The organism is Pseudoalteromonas peptidolytica (assembly GCF_012641745.1).
GTDB classification, from domain to species: Bacteria; Pseudomonadota; Gammaproteobacteria; order Enterobacterales; family Alteromonadaceae; genus Pseudoalteromonas; species Pseudoalteromonas peptidolytica.
This window is the reverse complement of the sequence record NZ_WEHZ01000025.1, coordinates 1-21,618: the sequence shown is the minus strand read 5'-3', so window position 1 is coordinate 21,618 and position 21,618 is coordinate 1. Positions and strand designations below refer to the sequence as shown.

Genomic DNA, 21,618 nt, shown 5'->3' with positions numbered 1-21,618 from the left:
TAACGGAGGTAACATCACGTATGGCAGAAGTGAGCATTAACAAACTAGCCGAGAGTATTGGTACAACTGTTGATAAATTACTACAACAGTTAAAAGATGCAGGGATCACCAAAGCCGAGGGCGACCAAGTTACTGAATCCGAAAAGGCGACGTTGCTTGATCACTTGAGCAAGCAACACGGTGGCACTGGTTCAACCGGTCCTGAGCGTATGACTCTACAGCGTAAGAGTAAAAGCACATTGAGTGTTAACTCGTCTGGTAAAGCAAAGTCTGTATCTGTAGAAGTCCGTAAGAAGCGCACTTACGTTAAAAAGAGCGCAATCGAGCAGCAAAAAGAGCAAGAACGCTTAGCTGCAGAGGAAGCTGCGCGCAAAGAAGCAGAGTTAATGGCTCAGCAACAAGCAGAGCAACAGGCCAAAGAAGAAGCGGAGCGCAACGCGCGCGAAGAAGCGGAACGCAAGGCCAACGAGGAAGCCGAGCGCAAAGCTAAAGAAGAGGCGAAGCGAAAAGCGGATGCTGAACGTCAAGCCAAAGATAAGCAGAGTAAAGAAGTGGATAGCGCGCAACAAATTAAAGAACGTCAAGAAGCTGAACGTCTACGTCAAGAAGCAGAAGCAGCAGCCCTAAAAAAGGCAGAAGAGGAAGCAAAACGTCAAGCAGAAGAAGCTCGTCGTTTAGCTGAGGAAAATGAAGCTCGTTGGAAAGCGGAAGAAGAGGAACGTCTTCGTCGCGAAGAAAGCGCAGATCACCACCTGACAACTTCAACTTACGCACGTGAAGCGGAAGATGAGTCTGATGCACGCGAAGAAAAGAGCGCACGTCGTAAGAAGAAGAAAAAGTCAGCAAAAGATGAAGCCGCTGAAGCAAATGCTAAGAAGCTCAAAGGCAAAAAAGGCCGTTTGAAAGCGCCTACATCATTGCAACACGGCTTCCAAAAGCCAGCTGCAGAAGTGAAGCAGGAAGTTCGTATCAGTGAAACAATCACGGTAGCAGAGCTTGCATCTCGCATGGCAGTTAAAGGCGCTGAAGTTGTTAAAACAATGATGAAGATGGGTGACATGGTTACGATTAACCAAGTGATCGATCAAGAAACGGCGCAGCTAGTTGCTGAAGAAATGGGTCACAAAGTTGTTCTAGTAAAAGAGAATGAGCTAGAGGAAAAAGTACTAAGTGACCGTAACGAAGAAGGTTCTCTTGAACCTCGTGCGCCAGTAGTAACGGTGATGGGTCACGTTGACCACGGTAAAACGTCAACACTTGACTATATCCGTAAAGCGAAAGTTGCAGACGGTGAGGCAGGCGGTATCACGCAGCACATCGGTGCATACCACGTTGAGACAGACAGTGGCATGGTTACTTTCCTTGATACTCCTGGACACGCGGCGTTTACGTCAATGCGTGCTCGTGGTGCGAAAGCGACAGATATCGTTGTACTTGTTGTTGCAGCGGACGATGGTGTAATGCCTCAGACGAAAGAAGCGGTACAACACGCAAAAGCTGCGGAAGTACCTCTAATCGTTGCTGTAAACAAGATGGATAAAGAAGGTATTGACCCTGACCGCGTTAAGAATGAGCTAGCTCAGCTAGATGTTATCCCAGAAGACTGGGGTGGCGAAACTCAGTTTGTTCATATCTCAGCGAAAACAGGTCTTGGTATTGATGACTTACTTGAAGCTATCTTGATGCAGTCTGAGCTACTAGAGCTACAAGCATCTAAAGAGGGTATGGCATCGGGTGTGGTAATTGAATCTCGTCTTGATAAAGGTCGCGGTCCAGTTGCTTCAGTACTGGTTCAATCTGGTACCTTAAATCAAGGTGATATCGTACTGTGTGGTCTAGAGTATGGCCGCGTTCGTGCAATGCGCGACGAAAATGGTAAAGAAATCAAGACTGCTGGTCCTTCCATCCCTGTAGAGATTCTAGGCTTATCAGGTGTTCCTGCGGCTGGTGATGAAGCAACGGTAGTTCGTGATGAGCGTAAAGCACGTGAAGTAGCGCTATATCGTCAAGGTAAATTCCGTGAAGTGAAGCTTGCTCGTCAGCAAAAAGCGAAGCTAGAGAACATGTTCTCTAACATGACTGAAGGCGATGTATCTGAAGTTAATATCGTTCTTAAGGCAGACGTTCAGGGTTCAATTGAAGCAATCGCGGATTCATTGACTAAACTGTCTACAGATGAAGTGAAAGTTAAGATTGTAGGTTCTGGTGTTGGTGGTATTACTGAAACTGACGCAACCCTTGCAGCGGCTTCAAATGCTATTATCGTCGGCTTTAACGTGCGTGCAGATGCCTCTGCTCGTAAGGTCATTGAAGCTGAGAGCCTAGATCTACGTTACTACAGCGTTATCTACAGCCTAATCGAAGAAGTGAAACAAGCAATGACAGGTATGCTTGCACCTGAATTTAAGCAGGAGATCATTGGTCTTGCTGAAGTTCGTGATGTGTTCAAGTCACCTAAGATCGGTGCTGTTGCAGGTTGTATGGTAACTGAAGGTGTAGTTAAACGTAGCGCACCAATCCGTGTACTTCGTGATAACGTAGTTATTTATGAAGGTGAACTTGAGTCACTACGTCGCTTTAAAGATGACGTTTCTGAGGTTCGTAGCGGTATGGAATGTGGTATCGGTGTTAAGAACTACAACGACGTTAAAGTCGGTGACCAAATCGAAGTATTTGAAACTGTACAGGTAGAGCGTACGCTTTAATTGTAAGTTATTAAAATACTTGAGATGGGGGCACTAGCCCCCATTTGTGATCTCATAGATTTTGAAATTTTAAGTGGTGAAAATGAGAGAATTTTCTCGTACAGATCGCGTCGCACAGCAGATTCAAAAAGAAATTGCGGTGATATTACAACGCGAAATTAAAGATCCAAGACTGGGCATGGTAACAGTATCAGCTGTTGAAGTATCCCGTGACCTGTCCTATGCAAAAGTATTTATTACTGTATTAAATACCAATGATGAAGACAAAACGAAACAAAGCGTTGCGATTTTGAATGAAGCAACTGGTTATATTCGTTCACTGTTAGGCAAGCGTATTCGTGCTCGTATCATGCCGGAGCTGAAATTCGTTATCGATAACTCGTTAATGGAAGGTATGCGTATTTCTAACTTGGTTGACTCTGTGATCAGAGAAGACAACGCAAAGCGTGGTCCGGAGTCTGGAGATAAAGACCAAGAGGAAGAATAATGGCGCGTCGCACCAAAGGCCGTGCGATTGACGGCATCCTGTTATTAAATAAACCGCAAGGCATTTCCTCCAATAAAGCGTTACAGCAAGCGAAGGGCATTTTCTTTGCACAAAAAGCGGGTCACACCGGCGCTTTGGATCCTTTGGCAACCGGTATGTTGCCAATTTGCTTTGGTGAAGCAACTAAGTTCACTCAGTTTTTACTAGATACCGATAAAACGTATGTAGTGAGAGCACAATTGGGTGAACGCACAACGACATCAGATTCTGATGGTGAGATTGTTGAAACGCGGCCAGTGGACATAACGCTTGAACAGCTAGAACGAGAGATTGCCAGTTTCTTGGGGGAATCTGATCAGTACCCTTCAATGTATTCGGCGCTCAAATATCAGGGCCAACCGCTATACAAATACGCCCGAGAAGGTATTGAAGTTCCGCGAAAATGCCGCAAGATTAATGTCTATCGCTTTACGTTAGATGAATACGACGAGCAAACTCAACAAATCCAAATGACAGTACATGTCTCTAAAGGCACTTATATTCGTACTATTGTCGATGATTTAGGAGAAAAGCTTGGGTGTGGTGCCCATGTTATTATGCTGCATCGCAGCGAGGTTGGTCATTATCCTAGTGATAAAATGATTACTTTAGTTGAGTTGGAAGCCTTACTTGAGAAAGCTAGAGCACAAGAGGTAGCACCTTCAACCTATTTGGATGAATTATTACTGCCAATGGATACGGCTTTGGTTGATCTGCCGGTTGTTGATATTACCGCTGAACAAGGTATTGCTTTTGGTCACGGACAAACGGTTACAGTCGCTAACTTACCTGATGGCATTGTAAAAGTAGTTGCCGATGGTAAATTTGTTGGCATTGGTGAACGCAATCCACAAGGGTTATTGAAAGCAAAACGGGCGCTGTCTTCGGCTCAAACAGAATCATAGTAACATTCCCCTATGCAATGGAAGTTTATACTGATATAATCCGCCAGCTTCCGCTTTGGCTGAATTAGTGATCGGCTAAAGCATTACTAAACTTATTTTGGAGTTATTATGTCACTAAGCAATCAAGAAAAAGCAGAAATCGTAGCAAAGTTCGCACGTGCAGAAGGTGATACAGGTTCACCAGAAGTACAAGTTGCACTTCTAACTGCTGACATCAACAAGCTACAAGGTCACTTCGCTAACCACAAACAAGATTTCCACTCACGTCGTGGTCTTCTACGTAAAGTTAGCCAGCGTCGTAACCTTCTTGATTACCTAAAAGGTAAGAACGTTGAGCGTTATGCTGCACTAATCAAAGAGCTTGGCCTACGTCGCTAATATTTTTGATTTCTTGTTGGAAATTTGTCCAACAGCAAAAAAGGGGCTAATTAGCCCCTTTTTTTGTGGCTGTTCTATCAGTATACTTACAGCCGTTTAAAAATACTTTTAAACGAGCGTCAATTGGTCTGCCAATTGTAGTGCTTAAGTAAATTATGATGAGTTTATTTAAGACTGTGATTGGTCCCTGTTGGCGTTGAAAACAATTTAGTAAGGAAAATATTGTGCAAGCAATTATTAAAGAATTTCAACTAGGTCAACACACGGTGACACTAGAGACAGGTGCTATCGCGCGTCAAGCTGACGGCGCAGTACTTGCAAGCATTGGCGATACTTCAGTACTCGTTACTGTAGTTGGTAAAAGAGAAGCAGCACCGGGTCAAGACTTTTTCCCACTGACTGTTAACTACCAAGAAAAAATGTATGCTGCGGGTCGTATCCCTGGCGGCTTTTTGAAGCGTGAAGGTCGTCCTTCAGACGGTGAGACACTAACTGCTCGTCTTATCGACCGTCCAATTCGTCCTCTATTCCCAGACGGCTTCGTAAACGAAGTTCAGGTTATCGCGACAGTGGTTTCTGTAAACCCTGAAATTCAACCAGATATCGTTGCGTTAATTGGTACGTCGGCAGCACTTGCTATCTCGGGTATTCCATTTAATGGTCCTCTAGGTGCAGCGCGCGTTGGTTTCATCGACGGTCAATATGTACTAAACCCAACTCTTAAAGAGCTAGAGACAAGTAAGCTTGACTTGGTTGTTGCTGGTACTGAAAACGCAGTATTAATGGTTGAATCAGAAGCTGAAGTACTGACTGAAGAAGAAATGCTTGGCGCTGTTGTATACGGTCACGAGCAATCACAAGCTATCATCAAAGCAATCGAAGAATTCCGCGCTGAAGCTGGTAAAGCTGCATGGGATTGGACTGCACCTGAAAAAGACCTAACACTTACCGAAAAAGTTGCGGCTATCGCTGAACAAAAAGTAGGTGATGCTTACCGTATTACTGACAAAGTTGCACGTAAAGAAGCACTTTCTGAAGCAAAAGCAGAAGTTATTGAAAAACTAGGCGCTGAAGTTGCTGAAGGCGAGTCACTAGATGAGCAAGTGGTAGGAAAAGAATTCAGCTCACTTGAGAAGAAAATTGTACGTAGCCGCATCATCGCTGGCGAAAAACGTATCGACGGTCGTGAACCAGACATGGTTCGTGCACTAGACGTAATGACAGGTGTACTGCCACGTACTCACGGTTCTGCAATCTTTACTCGTGGTGAAACTCAGGCACTTGTAACAGCAACTCTTGGTACTGAGCGTGACGCGCAGATGCTAGATGACCTAACAGGTACTCACAAGCATCACTTCATGCTGCACTATAATTTCCCTCCATTTTGTGTAGGTGAAACGGGTTTTGTAGGCTCTCCTAAGCGTCGCGAAATCGGCCACGGTAATCTAGCTAAGCGTGGTATTGCGGCAGTGATGCCAACTCTAGCTGAGTTCCCATACTCAGTACGTGTAGTATCTGAGATCACTGAATCAAACGGTTCATCTTCAATGGCATCAGTATGTGGTACTTCACTTGCGCTGATGAATGCGGGTGTTCCAGTTAAAGCGTCAGTTGCTGGTATCGCGATGGGTCTAGTAAAAGAAGGCGAAGATTTCGTTGTACTTTCTGACATCCTTGGTGACGAAGATCACTTAGGTGATATGGACTTTAAAGTAGCGGGTACAGCAAATGGTGTAACTGCACTACAAATGGATATCAAGATCGAAGGTATCACCAAAGAAATCATGCAAATCGCACTTCGCCAAGCGAAAGCGGCTCGACTACACATCCTAGGTGTGATGGATCAAGCGATTGCTGCGCCTTCAGAAGAGTTATCTGAATTTGCTCCACGTATCTACACGATGAAGATCCCAGCGAAGAAGATTGCTGAAGTTATCGGTAAAGGTGGTGCGACAATTCGTCAGCTTACTGAAGAAACAGACACAACGATTGAAATTGAAGACGACGGTACAATCAAGATCGCTGCAACGAATGGTAATAGCGCAAAAGCAGCTATCTCACGTATCGAAGCCCTTACAGCTGAACTTGAAGTAGGTACCCTTTACACTGGTAAAGTTATCCGTATCGTTGACTTTGGCGCATTCGTTAATGTACTCCCTGGCAAAGATGGCTTAGTACACATCTCACAGATCAGCACAGAGCGTGTAAATAACGTGTCTGATCACTTAACTGTAGGCCAAGAAGTAAAAGTTAAGGTACTAGAGGTAGATCGTCAAGGTCGTGTACGTTTAAGTATCAAAGAAGCACTAGAGTCTAATGCTGAGCAGCCAAAAGAAGAAGGCGCAGAGTAATTTAAACATTACTTTTTACGTAGATTAGAAGTGCAAAGGGGCTGAATGGCCCCTTTTTTTACGCGCAGATGACGTTAACAGCGTTAAAAATTTCTTATTTAGAACAACTAAATAGCAAAATTTTTGCCTACTGATTGACGAGATTTTCTCGCCTCAAGATAGACCTCTTAATTAAGATCATAGGTATAATAGTGAGTGCACCTTGCCGGTATAAGTGGTGGTAACGATGTTATCGACATGGATCTTGCACCTCAAAATAGCTCACTTAATTAAGCAAATTAATATAAAATAATGAAACAAAACAGACTTTACCTAGTCTATAGAGGTTACAGCTAAATCGTATAATAGGTAATATTGGTGATTTAGTAATGCTATTTTGCTTAATAGTCGCTCACTTTGAGAGAGCTTACGTCAGCAGAGTGAAAGGAGCTTTTAGTGAGTAATTAGGTTGCAACGCCATTGCTTTTTTATGTGGTCATAGATACTTTGGCGTTGGCTGAGTTGGGAAGCGGTTTTATTGGCAATATTTTATCGCTTTAAAATATAAAATTTAATTAAGCAAACCGATATAGCAACTCTAAACGGGCGAATGCCATTGAATGAGGAAGGAAATGAAGTTAGCGAATATAGTTGTGCCATTGATGCTATTAGGGCTGGTTGGATGTAAAAGCACACCGCCAGAGGCCACTAAAAACATTGTAAATGTTCCGCTTGCAGTACCACTTCAGGCAAATTTTCGAAATGAAATTGCCATTGCTCGATTCAACGAGCTACTGTTACAGCCTGATATGGCGGTAGAACAGCGTGCTCAGCTACTTTATAACAGGGGCATGCTATACGATAGCATAGGGTTACAGACACTTGCGCGTATCGATTTTAACCGTGCAGTGCAACTTAAACCCGACTTGGCTGAGGTGTATAACTTTTTGGGTATTCACCAGACGTTAGAGCAAAACTATGGTCGTGCCTACGAAATGTTTGATGCGGTGTTGGAGCTTGATGAACAGCATGAGTACGCCTACCTGAATCGAGGTATTGCACTATATTATGGCGAAAGACCAGCATTAGCAGTACAAGACTTTAAGGCATTTTTAGCACGGGCGCCCAAAGACGCATATCGGATAATGTGGTTGTACTTAGCTCAGTCTCAAGTGGATCCCGAGCTTGCAAAACAAACATTGTCGGCGAATAGCGAGTCACTGGATCCAAATGAATGGTCTTCTCAACTCGTGGAGCTTTATCTAGGCACCTTGTCTGAGCCACAGTTTTTGGCGCAAATTGCTGAAGGTGTAAGTACACAAGAAGAATATGCACAACGTTTGTGTGAGGCCTATTTTTATTTGGCAAAGCAAGCTCAGGCGACAGGAGATATCGCTTCAGCCATTAATTATTTCAAACTTGCGCTTGCGACTAATGTTTTTGAGTTTGTTGAGCATAAATATGCTCGTTTAGAGCTTGACTTGCTTGCTCGCTTAGATGAAGAACCAGACGCTAGTTAACTTTCTTCTATCAACAATTTTATTAGGGCTGCTTGTTTCTAGCAGCCCTAACTTTGCACACCTGTCGCCTGAGCAGCAATCTGGCCTCATAGTGGCGAATCCCACCAGCTACTTTCAGATTGCCTCAAGGTTCAAGCTCGCACCAGAACATGCAACGGATAAATTACTCAACACAATCGCGAGATTGCAGCAGCCTAATTGGGAATTTGAGCGTCTTAAAAGAATACTTGATGCTAGTCAAATGATTAAAGCGGAGCTTTTTCTGTTAGATGCTTGGGGGCGTTTTAGTCAAACACAACGACAGGCACTGCTGCACGACATCGTGAAGCAGGGGGCTTTTGACACATTACAAGCGCTGTCGACTCGTTACACATTGAGCGAGGAATATACTACTTTGCTGCAAGTTTGGCGCGGTAAGCCAGTTAGCTCATTTTCACAAAGTGCACTTTTAGCGCCATTTCAACTAAGTTCTCAAATGCAATGGGGATCACAATCTTGCCAGTTTACGTTAGCACTTATTGCCAGTGATCTTAAGGGGCTGCATCATCTGCAGGTGCTAAAGCGTGCTTTCGAGCTAAGGCCAGAGCCAAAGAGGGGAGTATATTGCCTATCAAGACCGATTTATGTTGCTGAAAAGTTAAACTGCGAGAAATACCGCGGCTTTGCGACATGTAAATTGCAAAATAGCGATACTTTTGCACATTATGACCATCTGGTATTAATGGCTCGTGATGGTTTAGCTAATGTACGTCATCACACGATGACTTTAACGCCTGATAGTACCTATAACACGTTTATTCATGAGCTGATGCACTTTAGCGGTTTTGAGGATGAATACCCTGTCGCCACTGAAAAGGCAAAATGGTTATGCGCCAATTCAGGCCATAAGGCACCAAATCTTTACGTTGGTGAACAAGCACCAAACAATTGGGTGCCCAGTCGCACGTGCGAGCATGGTAAATTGCCGTCATACAAGCCATCTAAAGTACATTCTTTACTTGAATATCAATCAATCAAATTAAATGAAACCTACCGTAAGAAATGGCTCTTAGTGCTGAATTCACAGCGTTCCAAAGATAACTTAGCGGTTAATTCTGCCGAATAATTTTGAATTTATTCTGAATAGTTTGTTAAGGTTGTCTAAAATAGCATCAGCTAGAAAGTGAAACCCTAGACAACTCAAACACTAATCAAGTATAACAGGGTTCATGTACGTGTGGTGAACGTGTACCGATTGCTCCAACTTGGAGGGCGCATCAGCATGTTAACCGAAACGAGCCATAACGACGCAAATAAAAGGTTTCATCTATGACTTTATTTTGGATACCCTTGCTATCCTTAATTGGCAGTTTTATCTCTGCATTCACGGGAAAGCTCTCTCGTAATCAGTCAACTGCTATAACCTTAGTAGCGCCAGCATTGGCACTTTTACTCGCTATTGACCATGCGCCTGCTGTTTTTGCAGGAGAAACTATTCGATCGACATTCGAATGGGTTCCGCTTCTCGATATCAACATTGCCTTCAGACTCGATGGCTTGGCACTGTTGTTTGTCTTTATGATCTTAGGTATTGGTATGCTGGTTATCTTTTATGCCAGATATTACCTAAGCGCCAACGACTCAATGCCCAAGCTGTATGCTTATCTGATGCTCTTTATGACAGCTATGCTTGGTATTGTAATGTCCAATAATGTGTTGCAGTTGTGGCTCTTTTGGGAGCTTACCAGTATTAGCTCATTTTTACTTATTAGCTATTGGTGGCATAAATCTGAAGCGCGTAAGGGTGCGAAGATGGCACTGGCGATTACTGGCGGCGGCGGATTAGCACTGCTTGCGGGCCTTATGCTCATCGGTGATATTGTTGGAAGCTATAACCTTGATGTTATCTTGTCCAGCAGAGAGCTTATTCAATCACATGCTTTGTATGAAGTTGCTTTGATCCTTGTGTTACTCGGTGCGTTCACAAAATCAGCGCAGTTCCCATTTCACTTTTGGTTGCCACACGCGATGGCTGCGCCAACACCTGTCAGTGCCTATTTACATTCTGCAACTATGGTAAAAGCAGGTATATTCTTACTAGCACGTTTTTATCCTGCGCTAGCGGGTACAGAGCTGTGGTTTATTCTCGTAGGCTTAACTGGCTTAGCAACGCTGCTCGTTGGTGCCTATATTGCGTTATTTAAACATGATCTAAAAGGCCTTCTGGCGTTTTCAACGATTAGCCACCTGGGCTTAATCACTTTGTTGCTCGGCTTAGACACTGAGCTTGCAACAGTTGCAGCGGTATTCCACATCATTAATCACGCGACATTTAAAGCATCGCTATTTATGGCTACCGGAATCATCGATCACGAGACTGGTACTCGTGATATGCGTAAGCTCAATGGTATGTGGCGATTTATGCCATATACTGCGACGTTGGCGATGGTTGCGGCATCGGCTATGGCGGGAGTTCCTTTATTGAATGGCTTCCTATCCAAAGAGATGTTCTTTGCTGAAACGCTACATCAGCAATTGCTTGGTTCAATGTCTTGGTTGATACCTATCTTGGCGACAGTTGCGGGTGCGTTTTCGGTGGCATATTCAGCACGGTTTATTCACGATGTTTTCTTTAACGGTGAACCTATTGACTTACCAAAAGAGCCACATGAAGCGCCAAGGTATATGCGTTTTCCAATCGAAATACTTGTGGCATTGTGCTTGATTGTTGGTATGTTCCCAAATTTTGTTGTGGACGGAATGTTGAAAACGGCATCAAGTGCTGTACTTGGCGAAGCCGCGCCCGTGTTTGAGATTGCAATCTGGCATGGTTTTAATCTGCCTTTATTAATGAGTGGCTTAGCTGTTTGCGGTGGCTTATTCATTTACACACAACGTAAATATCTATTTCAATTCCAAGCTTCACTGCCACCGATGAATGCCAAAAAAGTCTTTGAGCGTACCATGTACAACATCGTTTCATGGAGCCGTGCACGCATCAACGCAATTGAAAATGGCTCACTTCAACGTTACTTAATGCTGATGTTCATTGTAGTGCTAGTAAGTGCTGGTTGGCCATTATTTGAAATGTCGCAGCTGGTTGGAAATATGGAGCCAACGCCCATTGATGTTCACAATGCGATTGGTGCAGGGTTATTAATGATTGGTGCGATAGGAACCGTGATTTGGCACCGTACTCGTATGGTCGCACTATTAATGATTTCTGTCGTTGGTTTAATGGTATCGGTTGCCTTTACGCGTTTCTCAGCTCCTGATCTAGCCTTAACTCAGTTAACAGTAGAGGTCGTAACTATAATTCTACTAATGCTGGCGTTATTCTTCTTACCACAAAGGACGCCAAAAGAGTCTAGCTCTATTCGAGTGTTACGTGATTTAGGGATAGCTTCAGCCATTGGTGTGATCATCGGGAGCATTAGTTATGCGTTGATCACAAGGCCTCTGGATAGTATTTCAGAGTTCTTTATCGCAAACGCGAAAGTAGGCGGTGGCGGTACGAATGTTGTTAACGTCATCTTAGTGGACTTCCGTGGTTTTGATACGCTGGGCGAAATTACAGTACTAGGTATCGCGGCACTTGGCATTTATAAATTGCTTATTAATCTTCCACTATTTATGCCTGGTAGCGATAGTGAGGGTAGGCCTTGGGCTAAAGAGAAGTATCCTTTATTGCTAGCAAGTATCTCACAAAGCCTATTGCCGCTTGCGTTACTTGTGTCGGTTTATATTTTCTTGCGTGGCCACAACCTGCCTGGTGGTGGATTTATCGCAGGGCTTGTTACCGCAATAGCCTTTATTTTGCAGTACATTGCACATGGCTCAAATTGGATAGCTGAGCGCTTTGATGTGAATTATCGAAAGATTATCGCAACGGGTATCGCTATTTCACTCGCAACTGGTGTGGGGAGTTGGTTCTTTGACCGCCCATTCTTAACATCTTGGTTTGATTATTTTGATATACCTCTGGTTGGTAAAACTGAACTTGCCAGCGCGATTGCGTTTGACCTCGGTGTTTACATAACAGTGGTTGGTGCAACATTAATGATTTTGGCAAGCCTAGGAAAAGTAACGGCAAATGCGCCTAAAGAAGAGGTGAATATATAATGGAATTGCTATACGCATCGTGCGTAGGCCTGTTAGTTGCCTGCGGCGTATTTTTAATTTTAAGAGCAAGAACATTCCCTGTGGTACTGGGCTTAACGATGTTGTCCTATGCCGTTAATTTATTCTTGTTTGCATCAGGCCGGTTAACATTAAATAAGGCAGCTGTGCTTGGTTACAGTAGTGATTATGCAGATCCATTGCCACAAGCTTTAGTGCTTACGGCTATCGTTATCGGTTTTGCGATGACTGCGTTTGTAGTGATTTTAGCTATCCGTGGGCGTTCTGATTTGGGGAATGACCACGTCAATGGCATTGTTCCTGAGAAAAAGGGTAAAGCATGATCCAACATTTGACCTCTTTACCGGTATTATTGCCAATGCTAGCAGGGGTGATCCTGCTTATGCCTCCTTGTGGAAAAAATGTAGACATTAGACGTAAAGTTTCCGTAATTATGTCATTGGTTACATTTGCAGTATGCGTGTCGCTTTTACTGCATGTGGATCAGACAGGAATTCAAGTTTATGCAATAGGCAACTGGCAAGCCCCATTTGGCATCGTGTTAGTTGCAGATCAGCTCTCGGCTTTGTTGGTAAGTTTAACAGCGCTGCTTTGTTTCGTTTGCTCACTATATAGCTGTGCTGGAGATGATGAAAAAGGCAGCTTCTTCCATCCATTGCTGCATTTTTTAGTGATGGGCGTAAATGGTGCGTTTTTAACTGGTGACGCATTCAATTTATTCGTATTTTTTGAAATTTTGTTGATTGCTTCCTATGCCTTGCTGATGCATGGAGGCGACAAGCACAATACGCGCGCCTCGTTACAATATGTTATTCTAAATTTAGTTGGCTCTTCGGTGTTTTTGATTGCCTTAGGCATTTTGTATGGTGTGCTGGGCACGCTTAACATGGCTGATATGGCATATAAGATCACTTTCTTGCAGGGCGATGATGTATATCTTGCAAAAATTGGCGGCCTTCTGCTTCTTGTCGTATTTGCTCTCAAAGGTGCATTGTTACCGCTACATCTCTGGTTACCTAATACTTATGCCACGGCATTGCCGGTTGTTGCAGCACTGTTCGCCATAATGACAAAAGTGGGCGTATATTCGATGATGCGCGTTTATACCTTAGTATTTGGAGACCAGGCAGGTGAGTTAAGCCACATGGCGCAAGAGTGGCTGTGGTGGCTTGCATTAGCAACGATAATCATGGGTGGAATAGGTGTACTTGCAAGTCAAGATTTACGTAAATTGTCAGCGAATTTGGTAGTAGTGTCTGTCGGCACTTTGGTGGCATTAGTGGCGGTACAATCAGTAAATAGTAGCGCCGCCGCAATTTACTATCTGGTGCACTCAACCTTAGTGTCAGCAGCACTCTTTTTGATCGCCGATTTAATTGGCAAACAAAGAGGGAAAGTCGGAGATAGAATAACCGCTGGTCGTCCTGTATCTCAACCCATGTTGCTCGGTATCTTCTTTGCTATCGCAGCAATTACTGTTATCGGTATGCCACCATTATCAGGCTTCATCGGCAAAGTATGGATCTTAAAATCAACGCTTGAATCGAGTCACACTTACTGGTTCTGGGGAGTGTACTTGTTGGTCAGTTTGGCCGCCTTGGTCAGTGTCTCTAAAGCTGGTAGTACAGTGTTTTGGCATCATACAGGTAAAGCGGATACACATTCTGCTGAAAACGTGCATCCAGCGCAAATAGTCGCAGTGCTTGTACTTATCACTTGTGCTCCATTAATGGTCATTTTTGCTGGGTCGTTGACTGACTATGCACTCTCAGCAGCAAATTCTTTGCATGACTTTTCTAGCATGACAAATGCAGTGTTAAAAGGAGCGAAATAAATGCGATTAGAAGCTCGATTTAAATGGCTACCTACGCCGTTTCGCAGTTTGCTACTCTTTTTGGTGTGGCTATTGCTGAATAACAGTGTTTCAGCTGGACACATTATTTTGGGCACCATACTGGCGATAGTTATCCCGCTAATCACCTATCGCTTCAGAACAAAACAACCGTTAATAATAAGACCTTGGCGTGCAGTTACTCATTTGCTGCTGGTTTTATACGACATTATCACTGCAAATGTAGAAGTAGCGATAAAAATCTTAGGACCAACAAAAAAGTTACAGCCAGGCTTTGTATTAGTACCGCTTGACATTGACCAAGCGATGCCCATCACTATTTTAGCCAGCACGGTATCGTTAACGCCGGGTACCGTAAGCGCAGAAGTATATCCATGGCCTGAGTCGCTGGGAGATAAACAGCATTCAGAACGTAAGTACCTGTTGATACATGTACTTGATCTTAAAGATGAGCAGTTACTGATTGACACCATAAAATCGCGCTATGAAAAGCCTCTAAAGGAGATCTTTGAATGTTAGAAACGGTAATTCTCATTGTCTTCGCTATGATAGGTGTGTCTCTATTACTGAACCTTTGGCGGTTAGTTGTCGGGCCATCTATTCCCGATAGGATCTTGGCGCTTGATACAATGTATATCAATACAATTGCATTGATTATTTTGTACGGCATGAGTATGGGGACCGCACTTTACTTTGAAGCGGCCTTGCTGATTGCAATGTTGGGTTTTGTGAGCACAGTAGCTGTATGTAAATACTTGTTACGTGGCGACATTATTGAATAGGAGCGGCAACAGAATGTCAGAGTGGATTATTTCTATATTATTGTTACTTGGAGGTTCCTTTGTACTGGTCGGTTCAATTGGACTGGTGAAGATGCCTGACTTTTTTATGCGCCTTCATGGCCCGACAAAAGCAACAACGTTAGGGATGGCATGCTTACTAACCTCTGCAATTGTATATTTTAGTACAACATCGGATGGTATTAGTGTGAAAGAAATTCTAATTTCTATATTCTTGCTACTTACTGCCCCTATTTCAGGCTATATGTTGATAAAGTCGGCCATTCATCACAGATTACCTAGTAATGAAAAAACAACGGGTAAGGATAAAATAAAAAAGTAGTGCTTAGGCACTACTTTTAGCATCCACCAGCTTCTATCAATGGCATTTACTCCAAGAGATTGCTTGAAAAGGAGCCTCTTGGTCTAAATGCCATGGCGAGCATACTAAAATAAATTATCTTCTCTCCTTTGGCGTTGCGCTAAACTTTAGCAGTTTCAAATGTATCTTCTATTTACTAGTCAATACGTTACTTTCAAATAAGTAGTATTTTTAGCTGCATAATTCTCGGTGCGTTATTAATTTTTTGCTACAGTTAAACAAGACTTCATACTTGCCGATAAGAATACATATGGGTAACTTGTGGTTCAGGTAAAAATGTTCAATTCATTGCTTTTACAAAACTGGCGACTAGAAAGCTTTGATTGTGCGGCGCTCAGGTTAACTATTTTTATCAAGTTAAGAAGAATGTATGGTGCAATTTGTTTGCATGTAAACGCTGAAAATTGGGAATGTTATGAAACAAGCTTCAATTAAAAACAAACTCTTATTTTTTGTAACAGTATTAGTAACGAGTTTAGTTGTTATATTAGTGGCAACGATGTGGTTTCATCTAGCGGAGGAAAATGCAAAGCAGAGCAAAGGAGTTCAACAAGCAATATACGATGAAATTTCTCAAGGGTTGGTAGCAAAAGCCAACCAATATGGTCAAAGGGTATCAGGGTTTGTTAATGAAGCCTATAGAGTCCCCTATACTTTGGCTGGGATATTGTCCCATACTTCCAAGGAAAACCCACTGAGTCGAGAGCAAGTTCAAGAAGTGGTATTTGGTGCACTAGAGCAAAATAGGTTCGTCTCTTCCATGTACGCACAATTTGAGCCGAACGGTTATGACGGTGATGATACTCGCTTTACGGAAGGCGCTTCACATTCAGTCGTTAAATCCGGAACATTGGAGCTTTATTTTACACAAGAATCTACAGGACCTGTGCAACAAAAAGTTGAGTCAGCTGAAGCAAAGTACCTTGATAACATCAACGAATTTGGTTTGCGTGAAGCTGAGTGGTATCTCTGTGCAAAAGATAAAGTGGCGCCATGTATCATGGAGCCATATTTATATGAAATATCAGCGGGCAATGAGATGCTAATGACCTCGCTTACAGTCCCTGTTGTTGTTAATCGTCAATTTAAAGGCTTGGTCGGCGTGGATGTTAATTTGCCTATTTTCCAGACGCTGGTTGACGAGCTATCTGACTCGCTTTATTCGGGAGCAGCTAAAGTAACCTTGCTGAGTGATTTAGGTCTTGTGGTCGGATCCAGTCATTATGACAAGCTTGCACGTCCACTGGCCGAGTCAACAACTACCGAGCACGCTGACGTTTTACAGTCGCTACACAAAGGATCTGGTATTGAAGATTTAGAGAATGACTTGGTTGTATCCGTGCCAATCAATATCAAGTTACCTAATACAACCTGGTCTTTGGTCATTGAATTACCAAAAGCGATAGCACTCGAGTCTGCTACTACTTTGCAAAGTCAATTAGAGGAGTCAGCTAACTCTGTAGGACGCTGGATGCTGACAATTGGAGTGGTGATCGCAGCAATAGGGATCGCGATTGCATTTGTATTGGTTAACACGATTATTGGTCCTTTGACTCATATTCAAAAACGGGTAGAGAACTTAGCATCTAGCGAGGGAGATCTAACGCACGAATTAGAAGTGAGCCATCATGCAGAGCTTATCGCATTAGCTCAAGGCTTTAATCGCTTTACCGAAAAGCTCAGAAATATGATTGATGATCTTAAAGGGCTTGCGGAGTCTTCTTATGAACAGTCTCATCGCACTACAGAAGCTGCTATTAATATCAAAAATAAAGTCGCGAATCAGCATTTAGAAATCGACAGCGTTGTAACCGCGATTAACGAATTAAGTGCGACAGCCTCAGAGGTCGCAAGGGCGTCCGAGAAGGCGGCAGCCAGTACTAACCAAGCGGCAGACCAAGTTCAACAAAGCGAGCAAAGCATTATTAAAACGACTGAAACCGTACAATCAATGGCGGATCAAGTTATTGATGCAAAACAAGCTGTGGTTAAAGTATCGGAACGTAGCGATGATATTTCAAAAATACTCGAAGTGATCAGAGCAATCGCTGAACAAACTAACTTGCTTGCTTTGAATGCGGCAATTGAAGCCGCGAGAGCAGGAGAGCAGGGGCGTGGCTTTGCGGTTGTTGCTGATGAAGTTAGAGCTTTGGCATCGAAAACTCAAGCGTCAACAGATGATATAAGTAAGCTTATAGATAACTTGCAAAGCGAAGTTGCAAATTCCGGTCGAATAATTGAAAGCTCTGTAAAATTAGGCGAAGACGCAGTGAGTTACTGCCAAGAGTCAGCGCGGTTAATGAGCACACTAGTAGGAGAGCTTACCAGCATTTCTAACGAAGTAACTCAGATAGCGACAGCAGCAGAGGAGCAAAGTATGGTTACGGAGGAAATTAACACAAATACCACAGGGATCTCAGATGCGGCGGCAGAGCTATCTCAATTTGCGGATGAAGTAGAGCTAGCTGCAAGTTCTATGACACAAATAGTTGAGCAAAAGCATAAGCAGTTGAACTTGTTGAGAACTTAAGTAAAGCTAATCGTGGAAGGTTATAGCAGTCACTTGATAGTTATGGCCTTTCTCGAAAAAATTGATTATATTAACTGTATCTATATACAGTTAATATAATCATGAAACTATATATCGCTGAAAAACCTTCCTTAGGCAGAGCAATTGCAGATGTTTTGCCAAAACCTCACAAAAAACAAGATGGATACATAGAGCTTGCCAACGGTGATGTGGTTTCTTGGTGTATTGGCCACTTACTTGAGCAAGCTGAGCCTGAAGATTATGACGCTAAGTATAAAAAGTGGCAGTTTCATGATCTACCAATCATGCCAGCGCAATGGCAGTTTAAAGCAAAAGCTAAAACAAAAAAGCAGCTTACTACATTAAAACGATTACTCACAAAAGCTGACGAAATATATCATGCAGGAGATCCCGATAGAGAAGGGCAGTTGCTTGTAGACGAAGTATTTCAATACGTATCGCTGCCAGAGCAAAAAAGAGCAACGATTCAACGCTTGTTGATCAGTGACTTGAATCCACAAGCCGTGAAAAAGGCACTGGCCTCAACACGTTCCAACCAAGAATTTATCCCTTTAAGTGTGTCTGCGCTTGCAAGAGCTCGAGCCGATTGGCTCTTTGGTATGAATCTAACCAGAGCATTTACGTTGGCTGGGCAAAAAGCGGGTGTGAATACTGTTTTGTCGGTTGGCAGAGTGCAAACTCCGGTACTCGGCTTGGTTGTTAGAAGGGATCTCGAAATTGAGAGTTTTGTATCTAAACCCTTTTATGAAGTGATTGCACACATCAATAAACCGGATTGGGGAATTTTTGAAGCTAAGTGGGTGCCAAGTGAAGCATGTAAGCCTTATATGGATGAAGATGGACGTGTCTTGGTAAAAGCTTTGGCCGAAAATGTCGCTGCTCGGATCAATAAAAAGCAAGCAACGGTAAAGCAAGTTGAAACAAAACCCAAAAAGATAAATCCACCATTACCCTACAACCTTTCTTCTTTACAGATTGATGCAAATAAACGCTATGGTTTATCTGCTCAGCAAGTGCTGGATATTTGTCAAACACTCTATGAGAAACATAAACTGATCACATACCCCAGATCAGATAACCGTTATCTACCAAAAGAGCACTTTGCTGAAAGAGAGCAAGTGGTTTGCGCGGCAGAACATAATCAGGGGTTGGAAAGCAAATACGTTAAGTTAGCAGACATGAGCAAAAAAGGAGCGTGCTGGAATGATAAAAAAGTCGAAGCGCATCACGCGATCATTCCAACTACTAAAAAGCTTCGCAGTGCGCAGCTTGGTTATCAAGAACTGCAAGTTTATCAACTTATCTCGATACAATACTTAGCGCAATTCTTTCACCCATATCGCTACAATGAAACTCAGGTTGAATTAGAGATCGGTGGAGGCCAATTCAAAGCACAAGCCAAGCAAGTAATAGATAAAGGTTTTAAAGTTCTATATAAAAAACCAGAAACAGAGAAGGAAAGTCTTTTACCAGAGTTGCAAATAGGGGAGCAGCTACTATGTGACAAAGGAGAGGTGAAAGAGAAGCAAACTCAGCCGCCAAAACATTACACTGAAGCAAGTCTACTTGGTGCAATGACAGGCATTGCACGGTTTGTATCTGATCAATCAATTAAAAAGGTATTGAAAGATACAGATGGACTTGGAACAGAAGCAACTCGAGCTGGGATCATTGAGTTATTATTTAAAAGGCAGTTTCTGCGACGAGACGGTAAAACGATATACTCTACGGCGCTTGGCAAAGCATTTATTCAAACTTTACCAGAGTCGCTCTCATTACCAGATAGGACTGCGCTTTGGGAATCATTGCTTGGAAAGATTGCCAACAAAGAAACCTCCTATAACCAATTTATGCAGCCACTTCGTGACGAGCTGAGTGTTTTTATTAATAGTGCTCAGTCTATAAATATAACTGCGCTAAAAGAAGTACCGACAATGGCATTGAAAAAGCGCGGAGGAAAAAAGAGGAAATTTACTCGAAAGAGAAAGCCAAGCTCTACATAATTGTTTATGCTCGTAGTTGTAAATTCAGATATTGCCACTATATCAACCATATTAACTATTTATACAGATAACAGAGCATGAGCAATAAAATCCAACTTACCCCTGAAAATATTCAGCAAGTAATAACAGACCCAAACCCTGAGAAAGTGCTACTGTTGACATTTTATAGTGGCCAAAATCCCGAATGTGTTCAGCAGGACCAGATATTAGAGGGAATTGCTGCGACATATAGTGAGCATATCACGATTGGTGTTATTGATTGTGATGTTCAGCAAGCTCTAGCCTCTCAGCTTGCTCAACAAATTGGCTTACAAGCTTTACCTACCATCGTGGTTTTAAAAGGTGGAGCACCGGTCGATATGTTACCAGGTGTAAAAACTGAAGAAGAAATAAAAGAAGCGTTGTCGGCTCACTTACCATCGCCTGAACTAATATTACTAGACCAAGCTAAGCAATTTTTAGCAGAAGATGATCTAAACAATGCCTTTGTGTATGCGAAAAAAGCGTATGACATCGATAGTAGAAATACTCGAGTCAAATTGGTGTTTTCCGATATCTGCATACAAATTAAAAAATTTGATGAAGCGCAGGCTCTGTTAGATTCCATTAATGACGAAGAACGAGACCCTTATTACCACAATTTAGTTGCCAAACTAGCGCAAGCTACGGCAGCACAGGATTCACCAGAGGTAAGACGCCTAGAGCAAGCATTGGTGGCTGAACCAGAATCTTTGGACTTACGTTGCCAGTTAGCTCAAGCTCAGCTAGATGTAGGTAAAACAGAAGAGGCATTGGCAAGTTTACTGGTGGTACTTAAGAAAGACATGAACTTTGGTGAAGCAAAAAAGGGGTTTTTAGATATTATCGCTTCACTTCCAGATGGCGATAGTGTTGCTTCACAGTACCGTCGAAAGCTATATAGCCTCCTGTACTAAAAAGCGAAGCTAATCGAGTCTTGAGATACAGCTGAAAAATTATTCAGTTGTATCTTGCATCCTAGCAAATTTGATCAATACTTATGTTCCCTCTAAAGAAATTGGTGACAGTTTTATGAAGGAAACATTTCATTAGTATGGATTTTAATAGGTTTTGTGTGTTTTTTGTTCGAACGACGGGTTTTTTGCAATTTTCTTTAAAAAAGGGTTGCACTTAAATCGGATCTCCCTATAATGCGCATCCACCGACACGGGGAGCAGCGCTGAAAAGCAACGAGCCAACGAGTTGGGAGTCGAATAAAACTTGAGTTTGAATACTTCGAAAGAAAATCAAAATTAAGTGTTGACAACAAATGGGAAATGCTTAGAATGCACAACCCTCAGCGCTAACGGCGCAGCGATGATAAGTCATCGTGCCGGGTAACCGGAATGTTCTTTAACAATATGAAGCAATCATCTGTGTGGGCACTCGTACAGGTTGAGTTCTAACAGCAGAATCTAGTTCACTAGATGACGCAAACAAATTTAGAGTCTCAATTGAACTGAGTGACCAACAGAATAAACATAGTTTATTCAGCACAGTCAATTCGATACCGAAAGGTATCAAAATCAGAATTCAATGAGCATGAAACT

16 protein-coding genes are annotated in these 21,618 nt (G+C 42.8%); all 16 read left to right on the top strand.

The window, feature by feature from the left end:
- Positions 1–20: 20 nt before the first annotated feature.
- The 16 genes from infB to F9Y84_RS15495 all read left to right on the top strand — a co-directional run bounded on the left by infB (position 21) and on the right by F9Y84_RS15495 (position 20,985).
- Complete coding sequence (gene infB, locus F9Y84_RS15570) at positions 21–2,705, top strand: translation initiation factor IF-2 (RefSeq protein ID WP_125252184.1); 2,685 nt, start codon at positions 21–23, stop codon at positions 2,703–2,705.
- 82 nt (positions 2,706–2,787) lie between these two features.
- Positions 2,788–3,192 carry a 30S ribosome-binding factor RbfA gene (rbfA, locus tag F9Y84_RS15565; RefSeq protein ID WP_128732041.1) on the top strand — a complete coding sequence of 135 codons (405 nt, stop codon included), beginning with the start codon at positions 2,788–2,790 and terminating at the stop codon, positions 3,190–3,192.
- The gene (gene truB / locus F9Y84_RS15560) at positions 3,192–4,136 is read left to right on the top strand and encodes a tRNA pseudouridine(55) synthase TruB (protein ID WP_128732040.1); all 945 of its coding nucleotides are present in this window, start codon (positions 3,192–3,194) and stop codon (positions 4,134–4,136) included. Before rbfA ends, truB begins: the two co-directional genes overlap by 1 nt.
- 108 nt (positions 4,137–4,244) lie before the next feature.
- Positions 4,245–4,514 carry a 30S ribosomal protein S15 gene (gene rpsO, locus F9Y84_RS15555; protein ID WP_125252181.1) on the top strand — a complete coding sequence of 90 codons (270 nt, stop codon included), beginning with the start codon at positions 4,245–4,247 and terminating at the stop codon, positions 4,512–4,514.
- Positions 4,515–4,738: 224 nt separating this feature from the next.
- Complete coding sequence (gene pnp, locus F9Y84_RS15550) at positions 4,739–6,865, top strand: polyribonucleotide nucleotidyltransferase (RefSeq protein WP_147389121.1); 2,127 nt, start codon at positions 4,739–4,741, stop codon at positions 6,863–6,865.
- 611 nt (positions 6,866–7,476) lie between these two features.
- Positions 7,477–8,364, top strand: a complete 888-nt coding sequence (gene nlpI / locus F9Y84_RS15545) for a lipoprotein NlpI (RefSeq protein ID WP_147390931.1) — start codon at positions 7,477–7,479, stop codon at positions 8,362–8,364.
- Positions 8,342–9,469 carry a hypothetical protein gene (locus tag F9Y84_RS15540; protein WP_128732070.1) on the top strand — a complete coding sequence of 376 codons (1,128 nt, stop codon included), beginning with the start codon at positions 8,342–8,344 and terminating at the stop codon, positions 9,467–9,469. Before nlpI ends, F9Y84_RS15540 begins: the two co-directional genes overlap by 23 nt.
- 203 nt (positions 9,470–9,672) lie before the next feature.
- Positions 9,673–12,465: a monovalent cation/H+ antiporter subunit A gene (locus F9Y84_RS15535; RefSeq protein WP_125252177.1), complete on the top strand. Its 2,793-nt coding sequence runs from the start codon at positions 9,673–9,675 to the stop codon at positions 12,463–12,465.
- On the top strand, positions 12,465–12,806 hold the full coding sequence (locus F9Y84_RS15530) for a Na+/H+ antiporter subunit C (protein WP_125252176.1): 342 nt from the start codon (positions 12,465–12,467) through the stop codon (positions 12,804–12,806). Before F9Y84_RS15535 ends, F9Y84_RS15530 begins: the two co-directional genes overlap by 1 nt.
- Positions 12,803–14,317, top strand: coding sequence for a monovalent cation/H+ antiporter subunit D (locus tag F9Y84_RS15525; RefSeq protein ID WP_147390930.1), 1,515 nt, complete (start codon positions 12,803–12,805; stop codon positions 14,315–14,317). Before F9Y84_RS15530 ends, F9Y84_RS15525 begins: the two co-directional genes overlap by 4 nt.
- Complete coding sequence (locus F9Y84_RS15520) at positions 14,318–14,854, top strand: Na+/H+ antiporter subunit E (protein ID WP_125252174.1); 537 nt, start codon at positions 14,318–14,320, stop codon at positions 14,852–14,854.
- A complete protein-coding gene (locus tag F9Y84_RS15515) occupies positions 14,848–15,117 on the top strand; it encodes a K+/H+ antiporter subunit F (protein ID WP_010370838.1) in 270 nt (89 codons plus the stop codon). The genes F9Y84_RS15520 and F9Y84_RS15515 overlap by 7 nt, the downstream gene beginning before the upstream one ends.
- Before the next feature lie 13 nt (positions 15,118–15,130).
- Positions 15,131–15,457: a Na+/H+ antiporter subunit G gene (locus F9Y84_RS15510; RefSeq protein ID WP_147390929.1), complete on the top strand. Its 327-nt coding sequence runs from the start codon at positions 15,131–15,133 to the stop codon at positions 15,455–15,457.
- A 454-nt stretch (positions 15,458–15,911) separates the two neighbouring features.
- Complete coding sequence (locus tag F9Y84_RS15505; protein WP_147390928.1) at positions 15,912–18,026, top strand: methyl-accepting chemotaxis protein; 2,115 nt, start codon at positions 15,912–15,914, stop codon at positions 18,024–18,026.
- A 101-nt stretch (positions 18,027–18,127) separates the two neighbouring features.
- Positions 18,128–20,050, top strand: a complete 1,923-nt coding sequence (locus tag F9Y84_RS15500; RefSeq protein WP_147390927.1) for a DNA topoisomerase III — start codon at positions 18,128–18,130, stop codon at positions 20,048–20,050.
- 77 nt (positions 20,051–20,127) lie between these two features.
- Positions 20,128–20,985: a tetratricopeptide repeat protein gene (locus F9Y84_RS15495; RefSeq protein ID WP_125252170.1), complete on the top strand. Its 858-nt coding sequence runs from the start codon at positions 20,128–20,130 to the stop codon at positions 20,983–20,985.
- Positions 20,986–21,618: the final 633 nt, after the last annotated feature.